Origin of the sequence: Paraconexibacter sp. AEG42_29 (genome assembly GCF_040581415.1) — a bacterium.
Classification (GTDB): domain Bacteria; phylum Actinomycetota; class Thermoleophilia; order Solirubrobacterales; family Solirubrobacteraceae; genus Paraconexibacter.
Window position 1 is genome coordinate 701,921 of record NZ_CP114014.1, and the last position, 12,489, is coordinate 714,409.

Here is a 12,489-nt window from a genome sequence, read left to right on the forward strand (position 1 = left end):
TCCACGCGTCGGGGGCACGGCCCGGGGAGCGCAGCTCCCGGACGTCCGCACCGCTCGGCTGCCACCGCGGCCTCTTAGAAGAGCGCGGTGAAGCTCGAGCTGGCGCGTTCGACGAAGTCGAACAGCGGCTGCGGGACGACGCCGAAGACGACCGTGGCCGCGGCGAACAGCACCGCGACGAACGTGAGCTCCCACGCCGGCCCGGCGGGGGGGCCGCTGACCTCGGCGTCGGGGGAGCCGCCGGCCAGAGCGGGCAGCGGGGGACCGGCCACGGCGGCGGGCTTCGCGTCCGCGGCGTCCGACGTCCAGATCGCGGCGACGACCCTCAGGTAGTAGCCGAGCGAGATCATCGACCCGACGACGATGACGATGCCGAGCCAGGCGTAGTCGCCGTCGACCGACGCGCGGATCAGCTGGAACTTGCCGATGAAGCCGGCGGTCGCGGGCACGCCGGCCAGGGCCAGCATGGCGATCGTGAGCGGCCACGCGAGCAGCGGGCGCGTGGCGCCGATGCCGGAGACCGCGGAGATGTCGTCGCCGAGGCCGGTCTCGCGCTCGCGGGCGATGATGACGCCGAACGCGGCGAGGTTCATCAGCAAGTAGGCCGCCAGGTAGAAGACCGTCGCGCGGATGCCCAGCTGCGTCGTCACGAGCACACCGGCCAGCATGTAGCCGGCCTGGGCGACGGACGAGTAGGCCAGCATCCGCTTGAGCGAGGTCTGCCCGAGGGCGCCGACGTTGCCGACGAGGATCGTGATGGTGGCGAGGACCGCCAGGACGGGTGCCCAGGTGGCCTGGGCGTCGACCAGGGCGACGTCGAAGAACCGCAGGAAGACGCCGAACGCGGCGGCCTTCGTGGCGACGGCCATGAACGCGGTGATCGGGCTCGGTGCACCCTCGTAGACGTCCGGCGTCCACTGGTGGAACGGGGCGACGGAGCACTTGAAGCACATGCCGACCACGACGAGCGCGATGCCGACGAGGGCGAGCGAGTCGGTGGCCAGGGAGTCGGCGGTGAAGGCACGTGCCATCTCGCCGTAGTTCGTGGTGCCGGTGGCGCCGTAGAGCATCGCCAGGCCGTAGAGCAGCGTTGCCGAGCCGACGGAGCCGACGATCAGGTACTTCAGCCCGGACTCGAGCGACCGGGGCCGGCGCATCTCGGTCGCGCACAGCACGTAGAGCGGGATCGACAGCAGCTCCAGGCCCAGGAACAGCGAGATCATGTCCTGCGCCCAGACCAGGACGATCATGCCGGCGATGCTGGTCAGCATCATCGCGAAGTACTCGCCGTGGGCCGATTCGCGCGGCGCCATCGCCCGCCAGGACAGCAGCGTCGCGGCCATGCCGGCGACGAGGAAGACGACGGTCAGCGTCGTCGACAGCCCGTCGAGCTGCAGGGAGCCTGAGACGAGCGACTTCTGCTCGTCCAGCTGCCAGATGGTGAGGCCGAGGGACGTGCCCAGGGTGACGAGCGTCAGGCCGGGCACCAGCTGCTCGCGGATGAACCGCGGGCGCAGCAGGCCGGTCATGAGGACGATGACGACGCCGCTGAGGACGGCGAGCAGCGGCGACAGGCCGGCCCAGTCGATTTTCGGGCCGTCGACCTTGCCCGCGGAGGCGGCGAGGTTCAGCGCGGTGGCGAGCATCAGGGGGTGCCTCCGGTCGCGTTCGGGTCCACGGCGTTCGGGTCGACGGGCTCACCGGTGCCCGGGTCGATCACGACGCCAGGGTCGGCCGGGTTCGCGGGGTCGACCGGCTGGCCGGTGGACGGGTCGATCTGCACGGGCTGGCCGCCGCCTGCGCTCGGGTCGACGGGCTGGCCCGTGGCCGGGTCGATGACGACACCCTGGCCGCCGCCTGCGCTCGGGTCGACGGGCTGGCCCGTGGCCGGGTCGATGACGACACCCTGGCCGCCACCGGGCGTGACCGGGACGGGGGTCGTGCCCGCGGTCCGCGGCGGGGTCTTCGGCGGGTCCTGGACGAGGCGCGCCGCGGCGACGGAGCCCTTGACGGTCTCCTCGCCCTTCTCGAGCGCGAGCTGCGGGTAGAGCGCCAGCGCGAGGATGCAGAGCACCAGCGGCACGAGCACGACCGCGTCGTGGAGCGAGAGGTCACGCGAGTCGACGTCCTGACCGACGCGGTTGTGCATCGCGCGGATGAACAGGCGCAGCGTGTAGACCGCGGCCAGCGCGACGCCCGTGAAGGCGATGCACGCGATGGCGAGCTTGGCGTCGAACACGCCGAGCAGGATCAGGAACTCGCCGACGAAGTTGGACGAGCCCGGGATCGCGAGGTTCGCCATCGCGACGATCAGGAAGAGCGTGGTGAGGATCGGCGCGCGGAAGGCGATACCGCCCATGTCGCGGATGTCCTCGGAGCCGCCGCAGCGCACGGCGGCGGCACCGGCCAGGAAGAAGGCCGGGGCGACGACGAGCCCGTGGTTGACCGACTGCAGGATCGCGCCCTGCGCGCCCTGCTCGGTCAGCGAGAAGGCGCCGAGCACGATGAACCCGAGCTGCGCGAGCGACGAGTAGCCCAGGATCAGGCGGGCGTTCGTCACCGTGAACGCCATGACCGACCCGTAGAGGATCGAGGCCAGCGCGATCAGCAGCATCAGCGTCTGGAAGTGGACCGCCGCGTCGGGCAGGATCGGGATGACGATCCGCAGGAAGCCGTAGGCGGCGACCTTCGACAGGATCCCGGAGAAGACGGCGAGCACCGGCAGCGGAAGCACCTTGTAGCCGTCGGGCATCCAGCCGTGGAACGGGAACGAGGGCATCTTCACGAGGAACGCGGCGGCGAAGCACAGGAAGATCCACTCCTGCGAGCCCTTCGTCAGCGTCACCTGCGTGAGGTCGGTGAAGGCGAACGACAGGTCGTTGCCCGACTGCGAGGCGCTCAGCACCGCGAGGGCGATCGCTGCGGTCAGCATCAGCAGCGAGCCGACCAGCGTGTAGATGACGAGCTTGATGATCGCCGCGGTCTTCTCGGCGCGGGCGCCCTCGCCCCAGCCCAGGGCCAGGAAGAAGAACGGGATCAGCATCAGGTCGAAGAAGACGACGAACAGCGCGAGGTCCTGCGCCATCAGGGCGCCGAGCACGAACGAGTGGCCGAGGCCGAGGTGCAGCCAGTACTGGCCCTCGCGCTCGCGCGTCTTCTCGCTGAGGGACCACAGCGTCGTCGCCGTGAAGAGGATCGTCGTCAGCAGGACGAGGAACAGGTTCAGGCCGTCGACGCCGAGCTTGTAGTGGACGCCGAGCTCCCGGATCCAGATCTCGTCGGTGACGTACTGCAGTCCGCCGCCGGACTCGTAGTCGATGACCAGCGCGATCGCGTAGGCGAGCGCGGCGAACGCGCCGAGGCCGGCGAGGGCACGCCCGACCGCGCGGCCCGGGAGGACCGCGCCGACCAGCGCGAGCGCGGCCGGGGCCCAGAGCAGGAGGGACAGGTGGATGGTCATGCGCTCAGGAGGAAGTAGAGGCCGACGACGGTCAGGCCGAGGAGCAGGAGCGCGGCGTAGGAGCGCAGGAGGCCGGTCTGGACGGCGCGGACGGCGGACGAGGAGGCCTTGATGACCCCGGTGCTGCCGCCGACCAGCGTGCCGTTGACGAAGATCCGCTCGAACGAGCTGCGGGCGACGCGGCCGATCCAGGCGCCGGGCCGGACGACGACCAGGCCGATCAGCTCGTCGAAGTACCACTTGTTGACGAACAGGGTGTGGAGCGGCTTGAAGCGCTCGAGCACCTTGGCGCTCGTCCCGGGCTGCTGGACCCAGACGCGGTAGGCGACCGCGATGCCCGCGAGGCCGAGGACAGCTCCGAGGACGAGGCCCAGGACCAGCAGGCCGTCGCTCGTGGCGTGGTGGACGTGCGAGTCCGCGAACGTCGGCTCCAGGAAGTCCTCGAGGATGTGCGTCACCTTCGGGATCTGCAGGAAGCCGCCGATGGTGGCCAGGACGGCGAGGACGCCCATGGCGACCTTCATCTCCGGCGCGCGCTCGGCGATGTGGTGCTCGCTGCCGGGGAAGCCGACGTCGGTGTCCTCGACCTCGCCGTTGGCGGGGTTCGTGTGGACCTCGGCGTGGTGCAGGTGCCCGCCCTCGAGCTCCTTGGCCTCCGGGCACGCCTCGCCGAAGAACGCGCGGAAGATCATGCGCCAGGTGTAGACGGCGGTCAGGAACGCGCCGACGTAGCCGGCGACGTAGAGGCCCCAGTGCCAGCCGCCCTCCTCGCCGATGACGAGCAGGATCTCGTCCTTGGAGAAGAAGCCGGAGAACGGCGGGATGCCCGCGAGCGCGAGGCCGCCGATGACGAAGCAGCCGAACGTGAACGGCATCGCCTTGCGGAAGCCGCCCATCTTGTCCAGGTTCTGCTGACCGGCCATTGCGCCGATGACCGAGCCGGCCGCCATGAAGAGCAGCGCCTTGAAGAAGGCGTGGGTCATGAGGTGGAAGAGGCCGGCGACGTAGGCGCCGGAGCTCACGCCCATGACCATGTAGCCGATCTGCGACATCGTCGAGTAGGCGATGACCCGCTTGAGGTCGGTGACGACCAGGCCGATCGTGCCCGCGACCAGCAGCGTGACCGCGCCGATCACGGCACCGACGTCGGCGGCCGTCGGGGCCAGCTCGAACAGCGGGTGCATGCGGGCGATCAGGTACACGCCGGCGGTGACCATCGTCGCCGCGTGGATCAGGGAGGAGACGGGGGTCGGGCCCTCCATCGCGTCCGGCAGCCAGGTGTGCAGCGGGATCTGCGCGGACTTGGCGAACGCACCGACCAGCAGCAGCAGGCAGCCGGCGGTGAGGTCGTTGTTGCCGTGCTCGCCGAACGACTTCTCCGCGCCCTCGAAGGTCGTGAGGAAGTCGAGCGACCCGGAGTGCTTGAAGATGAAGTACGTCCCGAGCACCAGGCCGATGTCGCCGACGACGTTGATGACGAACGCCTTGATGCCGGCGTCGGTCGCGCTCTTGCGGCGGTACCAGAAGCTGATCAGCAGGTAGGAGGCCGCGCCGACGAACGCCCAGCCGATGACCAGCACCAGGAAGTTCGCCGCCATGACCAGCAGCAGCATCGAGAAGACGAAGAAGTTCAGGTACGCGAAGAACCGGTTGTAGCCCTTGTCGCTGACCATGTACGCGATCGAGTACAGGTGGATCAGCGTGGAGACGCCGGTGACGACGCCCATCATCAGCAGCGACAGCGGGTCGATCAGGATCGACAGCTGCGCGTCGACGCCGACGGTCTTCGCGTAGTCCCACGCGACGAAGACGACCTGGCGCTCCTCCTCGGTCCGGTCCTGGAGCGAGATCAGCGTGAGGATCGTGCAGAGGAAGGCCCCGGCGAGGACGGCGGTGCCGAGGTAGCCGGCGGCCTTGCCCTTGAGCTGCTTGTGGAGCAGGCCGATCAGGATCGACCCAGCGAGAGGGAGGCCCAGGACGAGCCAAGCGGTGGTCTGCATCAGTTCCTAGCCCTGGAGCTCACGGAGCTCGTCGACGTCGATCGGGACCCGCCGGCGGTACATCGCGACGATGACGCCGAGGCCGACGGTCACCTCGCAGGCGGCGACGACCATCACGATGACGGCGAAGACCTGCCCGTCGTGGTTGCCGTGCATGCGGCTGAAGGCGATCAGCGCGAGGTTGGCCGCGTTGAGCATCAGCTCGAGGCAGAGAAGGATCACCAGCGGGTTGCGCCGGGTGATGACGCCCGCGGCGCCGATGCAGAAGATCAGCGCGCTGACGGTGAGGAACCACTCGATGTTCACTGCTTGACCTCGGGCTCGGAGGCGGGCTCCGGGTCGCGCTCGTCGATGCCGGCGGGCAGGCGGCGACGGCCACCGACGCCCTCGGCCATCGTGCCGGTGCCGGCGGGGCGCAGGAAGTCGACCGCGGTGTAACGGGCCAGCTCGCCCGGGGTCTCCAGGCCGCCGCGGCGGCGGGCCAGCGTGACCGCGCCGACGGCAGCGATCAGCAGCAGGAAGGAGGCGATCTCGAAGGGCAGCAGGAAGTCGGTCAGCAGCAGCTCGCCGATCTCCTTCGGGGACCCGAAGCCGGCCTCGTAGGGCACGCCCTGCGTCCCCAGGGCCTGCAGCCCGGTGCCCAGGACCGCGGCGGTCAGCACGATGAACAGCGCGGCGCCGAAGCCGAGCGAGGCGATCTTGAAGGGCTTGCCGAGCGAGGAGGCCATGGGCTCGTCGCTGCCGCCGACGTAGGAGACGACGAAGACGTAGAGCACCATGACGGCGCCTGCGTAGACGATGACCTGGGCCGCGGCGACGAACTCCGCGCGCAGCAGCAGGAACAGGAGCGCGAGGCTGATCAGGTGCGAGACCAGCGCCAGCACGCTGTAGAAGGGGTTCCGCAGGGCGACGACGCCGACGGCGCCGGTGACGGCGCCGATCGCGGTGAGGAAGAAGAGGACTTCGGCCATAACGGTGAGGCGGGAAAGCTACTCCCCGTCAGCGCGCAGCGGCGTGCGCTCGACGGGCTCGGCGAGAAGCATCTCCTTCGTGAAGATCAGATCCGAGCGCTGGTAGTCGCTCATCTCGTAGTCGTTGCCCATCGTGATCGCGTCGAACGGGCACGCGACCTCGCAGTAGCCGCAGAAGATGCAGCGCGAGAGGTTGATCTCGTAGACCGCGGCGTAGCGTTCGCCGGCGGACACGCGGGTGTCCGGTGTGTTCTCGGCGGCGACGACGCGGATGCAGTCGGCGGGGCAGGCGGCGGCGCAGAGCGAGCAGCCGACGCACTTCTCCAGGCCGGTGTCCTCGAACTTGTGCAGGCGGTGACGCCCGCGGAAGCGCGGGTAGACCGCGGTCTTCTGCTCGGGGTACTGCAGCGTGTGGACGCCCTCGACGACGCGCGAGAAGGTGGTCTTCAGCCCGCGCATGGTCTCTGCGAACACGCGGTAGGTGCCGCCGGCCGCGCCGGGCGCGGGCGGCCTCATGACGGTGACGTGCTCGTCTCCGGGGTGCCAGCTCATATGGGGAGGCCTCAGTCCGTCACGACGATGATGACCGCCGTCGCGAGGGTGTTCAGGGTGGCCAGGGGCAGCAGGATCTTCCAGCCGAAGGACATCAGCTGGTCGTAGCGCAGGCGCGGGAGCGTCGCGCGGATCCAGATGAAGAAGATCAGGAAGACCGAGGTCTTGGCGAGGACGACGAACGGGTCGACCCAGCCGGGCGGGTTGATCCCGAAGGGCAGCAGCCACCCGCCGAAGAACACCGTGACCATGATCAGGCAGACCACGCACATGTTGATGTACTCGGCGAACAGGTAGGACGTGAAGCGCGTCCCGCCGTACTCGGTGAAGTAGCCGCCGACGATCTCGGCGTCGGCCTCGACCAGGTCGAACGGCGCGCGGTTGGTCTCCGCGAACGAGGCCACCAGGAAGATCAGGAACCCGAGGAACTGCGGGATGAAGTACCACATGCCCTCCTGGGCATGGACGATCTCCGTCAGCGACAGGGTCTGCGACGTCATGATCACGCCGACGAGCGCGAGGCCCTGCGCGACCTCGTAGGAGATCAGCTGCGCCGCGGCGCGCATCGCGCCCAGGAACGAGTACTTCGAGCCGGACGAGAAGCCGCCGAGCATGATCCCGTAGAAGGCCACGGCGCCCATCGCGAAGACGAACAGCGGGCCGACCGAGACGTCGATGCCGTAGAGGCCGACGTCGGTGCCGAAGATGTCCTGCGTGTCGCCGAACGGGATGATCGCGATCGCGCCGACCGCGGTGAGCACCGAGATGACCGGCGCCAGGGCGAACATCCAGCCGATCGACGTGTCGGGACGGAACTGCTCCTTCGTCGCCAGCTTGATGATGTCCGCCAGCGGCGTCGCGAGGCCGTAGGGACCGACGCGGTTCGGGCCGTAGCGGCCCTGGAAGCGGCCCAGGAGCTTGCGCTCACCGACGATCAGGATGGGCTGCAGCTGCAGGATGATCGCGAAGATCACGATCGCCTTGATGATCTGGATCCACCACGGCTCGTAGTACTGGACGACGGCGGGGTAGTCGATCATGCCTTGCGGATCTCCACCAGCGGCCCGTCCAGGACGTTCGCTGCGTTGTTCGTGATGCCCGTCTGCAGGAAGACGCTGCCCGGGAGGGCGGCGTCGCGCAGCGTGACGGTCGCCTCGACGGTCGTGCCGTCGCCGCCTGAGCCGACGAGGACCTTCTCGCCGTGGCGAACGCCGAGGCGGCGCGCGTCGGCGGGGGCCATCTCGACCTGCTGGCGCGGCGCGAGGAACTTGAGCGCGGGGGACGCCTCGACCTCGGACGACGCCCAGATCGAGCGGAACGTCCCGAGGCGCAGGCGGCCGTTCGGCGTGGGGACGGCCTCGTAGCCGGAGTCGCGGCGCGACTCGGGCGGCACGGGGTAGGCGGCGACCGCGTCCGGGTCGGCGGGCCAGCGCAGGCCCTTGCCGCCGATCGCGTCGAGCGTCAGGCCCTTGTAGAACGGGACCGCGTCGAAGAGCTGCTTGGAGGCCATGGCGCCGGTGAGGACGCCGAGGTCGGAGCCGAGCCGCTTGGCGAGCTCGCCCAGGATCCACCACTCCGCCCGGGTCTCGCCCTGGCGGCCGATGGCGGGACGCAGGCGCTGCACGCGGCCGTCGGTGTGGGTGATCGTCCCCTCCTTCTCGGCGTAGGACTCCGCCGGGAAGATGACGTTCGCGTGCGCCTCGAGGCCGGGGCTGAGGAACTGCGCGTGCGCGATGACCGCGGTGGTCTTCTCGAGCGCGTGGTCCCAGCCGGCGCTGCCGGGCCGGTCGCGCAGCGGGTCCTCGTGCATGAGGTACAGCGCGGTGAGGTCGCCGGCGCGTAGCGCGGCCGCGATGCCCTCGACGTGGTAGGCCTCGCCCTCGGGCACCTCGCCGAAGCCGGGCGCCATGCCCGGGGCGACGCCGGCCTCCAGCAGGCCGCGCTCGTTGGCGGAGGCGGGGACGGCCAGCAGGCCGGCGCCCTCGCGGCCGCGGACGTTCAGGCCGGCGGTCAGCTTCAGCAGCGCGGGGGCCACCGCGCCGCCGTCGGTCTGCAGCATCGAGGTGCCCCAGACGATGACGACGTCACCCGGGGCGTCGCCGCCGCCGGTGCGCAGCAGCTCGGCCAGCGCGCGGACGGCGTCGGCGTCGGCGCCGGCCGCCTCCGCGGGGGCGACGACGTCGCCGCCGTAGACCGCCGCCGTCAGGGCAGCCACGAGGGCGCCCTCTCCACCGGGGGCGTAGCGCAGCGACAGCTCCGCGTTCGCGTCCAGGGAGGACGGGCGCGGCGTGGCGACCGCGAGCTTCACGCGGTTGCGGCGCACGCCCTTGCGGATGCGCAGGTCGATGATCGGCATGTCGTCGACCGGCTCGGTACCGAGGACGAGGACGGTGTGCGCGAACTCGAGGTCCGGGACGGTGGCCTGAAGCTCGGGGTCGAGCAGCGTCCACAGGTCGTCCGGGTTCACGCCCGAGGCGTCGAGGTGCTGGGAGCCGATGACCTCGCGCATGAGGCGCTGCAGGAGGAAGCCCTCCTCGTTGGTCGTCCCGCCGCCGGCCAGGGCGCCGACGCGGGGGCCGGCCTTCTTGAGCAGCGAGGCGGCCTCGTCCAGTGCGCGCTCCCAGGAGACGGGGCGCAGGACGCCGCCGTCGCGGAAGAGCGGCGTGGTGATGCGCTCGTCGACGTGGATCGCCTGGTAGGCGAAGCGGCCGCGGTCGCAGAGCCAGCCGTCGTCCACGCCCTCGTTCTCGCGGGCGAGCACGCGCAGGACGCGGTCGTCGCGGACGGTGAAGGTGACGTTGCACTGCCCCGGACAGAGGGCGCAGACCGATCCGGAGCCCTCGATGTCCCACGGCCGCGCGCGGAAGCGGTACGGGCGGGACGTGAGCGCGCCGACCGGGCACAGCTCGATGATGTTGCCGCTGAACGGGGCGACGTACGGATGCCCGTCGAACGTGCCGACGAAGGTCGCGGCGCCGCGCTCGTGGAGGATCAGCTGGTAGTCCTCGGAGAGCTCCTGCGAGAAGCGCACGCAGCGGTAGCAGAGGATGCAGCGCTCGCGGTCGATCGCGATCAGCGGGCTGAGCTCGAGCGGCTTCTGGAAGTGGCGCTTGGGCTCGATGAAGCGGGTCTTGCCGCCGCCCCAGCCGAAGGAGATGTCCTGCAGCGGGCACTCGCCGCCCTTGTCGCAGACGGGGCAGTCGAGCGGGTGGTTGATCAGCAGGAACTCGACGACGGCCTGCTGTGCCTCCTTCACCCGGTCGGTCGCGGTGTGGACGACCATGCCGTCCTTGACCGGCGTGGAGCAGCCGGTCTGCAGCTTCGGGATGCCCTCGATCTCCACGAGGCACATGCGGCAGGCGCCGACGGGCGCGCCGAGCTTGGGCTCGTAGCAAAAGACGGGGATGTCGACGTCGCCGTGCTTGGCGGCGTCGACGAGGATCATGTTCTCCGGAGCCTTCACCTCACGACCGTCGATCGTGAACGTGATCTCCTTCAGCTCGGGGCGGGGCATTACGCCGCGACTTCCACGCTTGGAGTGATGGAGGCGATCAGCTCGCGCTCGGCACGCTCGCGGGCGGCCTCGATGTACTCCTCGAACTCGCCGCGGAACTTCTTGACCATCGAGCCGACCGGCATCGCCATCGCGTCGCCGAGGACGCAGAGGCAGTTGCCGATGATGTTCTCGCAGACGCTGGCCATGAGGTCGAGGTCCATCGGGGTGGCCTCGCCGCTCTTGATGCGCTCGAGCATCTTCACGGTCCAGTTCGTGCCCTCGCGGCAGGGCGTGCACTTGCCGCAGGACTCGTGGCGGTAGAACTGCGCGGTCTTCAGCGCCACGTCCACGACCGAGGTCTGGTCGTCGACGACGATGATCGCGCCGGAGCCGAGCATCGTGCCCGCCTTCGCCATCGAGTTGAAGTCGTACGGGATGTCGAGGTCGTCGCCCGTGAGGACCGGGGAGGACGAGCCGCCCGGGAACCACAGCTTCACGCTGCGGCCCTCGCCGGGGCCGCCGGCCAGGCCGTAGATGATGTCCCGTGAGGACATGCCGAGCTCGATCTCGTAGTTGCCGGGCTTCATGACGTGCCCGGAGATCGAGATCAGCTTCGTGCCGGTCGAGTTCTCGACGCCGATCTTCGCGTACTCGCCCGCGCCCATCTCGACGATGTGCGGCAGCGTCGCGAGCGTCTCGACGTTGTTGATCAGCGTGGGGCCCTGGTACAGGCCCTGGTTCGCCGGGAACGGCGGCTTCAGGCGCGGGTTGCCGCGCTTGCCCTCGAGCGAGTCGAGCAGCGCGGTCTCCTCGCCGCAGATGTACGCGCCGGCGCCGCGGTGCAGCCACAGCTCGAGGTTCACGTCGAAGCCCAGGATGCGGTCGCCCAGCAGGCCGGCCGCCTTCGCCTCGGCGATCGCGCGCTCGAGGATGTCCGCCTGCTGCTGGTACTCGCCGCGGATGTAGATGAACGCGCGCGTGGCGCCCGCCGCGTAGGCCGCGATGATCATGCCCTCGAGCAGCATGTGCGGGCACTTCTGCATCAGCTCGCGGTCCTTGAAGGTCCCGGGCTCGGACTCGTCCGCGTTGCAGACGAGGTACTTGTCCATCTGGCCCTTCGGCATGAACGACGCCTTGGTGCCCATCGAGAAGCCGGCACCGCCGCGGCCACGCAGGCCGGACGCCTTGAGCTCCTCGACGAGGCCGTCGCGCGGCATCGACAGGGCCTTGCGCAGCCGGTCCCCGTAGCCACCGCGAGCGCGGTAGACGTCGAGCGTGGCGAGGCCGGGCTCGTCGATGTTCTTGAAGAGGATCAGGTCGGTCATGGCGAAGGGGATTCCGGCGGGAGGGGGGCTAGGAAGGGCCCGAGTTGGGGTCCTGGCACGCGCGCTTCAGCAGCTGCTTGGCCGGCAGGGGGTCCTCGCCGGCGCGGATCTGGGCGGCGAGCTCGGCGATCTCCTCGGGAGACTCGACCGGGCCGACGTAGACGCCCTCGACCGAGACCATCGGCGCGATGTCGCAGGCGCCGAGGCACTCGAAGCCGCGCAGGTTCACGTCGAGCGAGTCGTGGAGCTCGTCCTGCAGCGACGCGAGCAGCTCGTCGGCGCCGCGCAGCGAGCAGGAGATGTTCGTGCAGACGTAGACCGGGCGGTGGCCCATCGGCTGCAGGTCGAACTGGTCGTAGAAGCCGGCGACCGCGGTGAGGTAGCCGGGGGTGAGGCGCATGACGCAGGCGACCTGCTCGATCGCCTCCGGGGAGCACCAGCCGTAGATCTTCTGGGCGGCGTGCAGCGCCGGGATCGCCGCAGAGCGGTGGTCCGGGTAGCGCGACATGTAGTCCTCGATGGACGCGCGCAGGTCCGCGGGGACGCTGACCTGAGCCGGGTCCGGCACGCCGGCCGGGTCCTTCGTGAGGTCGACGGCGTCGTCCCAGCCGGGGACGCGCGAGCCGTGGGCGTAGCGCGGGACGGCCTGCAGCCCCTCGCCGGTGAGGTGTCCGATGTTCGCCAT

Annotated in this window: 10 protein-coding genes; all 10 read right to left on the reverse strand. The window is 70.1% G+C overall.

Features of this window, described 5'->3' with window-relative positions; genetic code table 11:
• Window positions 1-74 precede the first annotated feature (74 nt).
• The 10 genes from DSM112329_RS03350 to DSM112329_RS03395 all read right to left on the reverse strand — a co-directional run bounded on the left by DSM112329_RS03350 (window position 75) and on the right by DSM112329_RS03395 (window position 12,489).
• Entirely contained in the window at window positions 75-1,646 is a 1,572-nt protein-coding gene (locus DSM112329_RS03350) for an NADH-quinone oxidoreductase subunit N (RefSeq protein ID WP_354700395.1), read from the reverse strand.
• Window positions 1,646-3,460, reverse strand: a complete 1,815-nt coding sequence (locus DSM112329_RS03355) for an NADH-quinone oxidoreductase subunit M (protein WP_354700396.1) — start codon at window positions 3,458-3,460, stop codon at window positions 1,646-1,648. The genes DSM112329_RS03350 and DSM112329_RS03355 overlap by 1 nt, the downstream gene beginning before the upstream one ends.
• A complete protein-coding gene (gene nuoL / locus DSM112329_RS03360) occupies window positions 3,457-5,460 on the reverse strand; it encodes an NADH-quinone oxidoreductase subunit L (RefSeq protein ID WP_354700397.1) in 2,004 nt (667 codons plus the stop codon). Before nuoL ends, DSM112329_RS03355 begins: the two co-directional genes overlap by 4 nt.
• 6 nt (window positions 5,461-5,466) lie before the next feature.
• Complete coding sequence (gene nuoK / locus DSM112329_RS03365) at window positions 5,467-5,766, reverse strand: NADH-quinone oxidoreductase subunit NuoK (protein ID WP_354700398.1); 300 nt, start codon at window positions 5,764-5,766, stop codon at window positions 5,467-5,469.
• Complete coding sequence (locus tag DSM112329_RS03370; RefSeq protein ID WP_354700399.1) at window positions 5,763-6,431, reverse strand: NADH-quinone oxidoreductase subunit J; 669 nt, start codon at window positions 6,429-6,431, stop codon at window positions 5,763-5,765. The genes nuoK and DSM112329_RS03370 overlap by 4 nt, the downstream gene beginning before the upstream one ends.
• Before the next feature lie 18 nt (window positions 6,432-6,449).
• A complete protein-coding gene (gene nuoI / locus DSM112329_RS03375) occupies window positions 6,450-6,890 on the reverse strand; it encodes an NADH-quinone oxidoreductase subunit NuoI (RefSeq protein ID WP_354702434.1) in 441 nt (146 codons plus the stop codon).
• A gap of 104 nt (window positions 6,891-6,994) precedes the next feature.
• A complete protein-coding gene (gene nuoH / locus DSM112329_RS03380) occupies window positions 6,995-8,023 on the reverse strand; it encodes an NADH-quinone oxidoreductase subunit NuoH (protein WP_354700400.1) in 1,029 nt (342 codons plus the stop codon).
• Window positions 8,020-10,497, reverse strand: a complete 2,478-nt coding sequence (gene nuoG / locus DSM112329_RS03385) for an NADH-quinone oxidoreductase subunit NuoG (RefSeq protein ID WP_354700401.1) — start codon at window positions 10,495-10,497, stop codon at window positions 8,020-8,022. The genes nuoH and nuoG overlap by 4 nt, the downstream gene beginning before the upstream one ends.
• Window positions 10,497-11,804, reverse strand: coding sequence for an NADH-quinone oxidoreductase subunit NuoF (gene nuoF / locus DSM112329_RS03390; RefSeq protein WP_354700402.1), 1,308 nt, complete (start codon window positions 11,802-11,804; stop codon window positions 10,497-10,499). Before nuoF ends, nuoG begins: the two co-directional genes overlap by 1 nt.
• 28 nt (window positions 11,805-11,832) lie before the next feature.
• Window positions 11,833-12,489 (reverse strand): NAD(P)H-dependent oxidoreductase subunit E, encoded by a 657-nt coding sequence (locus tag DSM112329_RS03395; RefSeq protein ID WP_354700403.1) that lies wholly within the window; start codon window positions 12,487-12,489, stop codon window positions 11,833-11,835.

What these genes read in the sequence shown, in the direction of transcription:
- DSM112329_RS03350 (WP_354700395.1), bottom strand. Translation starts at nt 1,646, where the DNA reads ATGCTCGCCACCGCGCTGAACCTCGCCGCCTCCGCGGGCAAGGTCGAC.
- DSM112329_RS03355 (WP_354700396.1), bottom strand. Translation starts at nt 3,460, where the DNA reads ATGACCATCCACCTGTCCCTCCTGCTCTGGGCCCCGGCCGCGCTCGCG.
- nuoL (WP_354700397.1), bottom strand. Translation starts at nt 5,460, where the DNA reads ATGCAGACCACCGCTTGGCTCGTCCTGGGCCTCCCTCTCGCTGGGTCG.
- DSM112329_RS03370 (WP_354700399.1), bottom strand. Translation starts at nt 6,431, where the DNA reads ATGGCCGAAGTCCTCTTCTTCCTCACCGCGATCGGCGCCGTCACCGGC.
- nuoI (WP_354702434.1), bottom strand. Translation starts at nt 6,890, where the DNA reads ATGCGCGGGCTGAAGACCACCTTCTCGCGCGTCGTCGAGGGCGTCCAC.
- nuoH (WP_354700400.1), bottom strand. Translation starts at nt 8,023, where the DNA reads ATGATCGACTACCCCGCCGTCGTCCAGTACTACGAGCCGTGGTGGATC.
- nuoG (WP_354700401.1), bottom strand. Translation starts at nt 10,497, where the DNA reads ATGCCCCGCCCCGAGCTGAAGGAGATCACGTTCACGATCGACGGTCGT.
- nuoF (WP_354700402.1), bottom strand. Translation starts at nt 11,804, where the DNA reads ATGACCGACCTGATCCTCTTCAAGAACATCGACGAGCCCGGCCTCGCC.
- DSM112329_RS03395 (WP_354700403.1), bottom strand. Translation starts at nt 12,489, where the DNA reads ATGGCGAACATCGGACACCTCACCGGCGAGGGGCTGCAGGCCGTCCCG.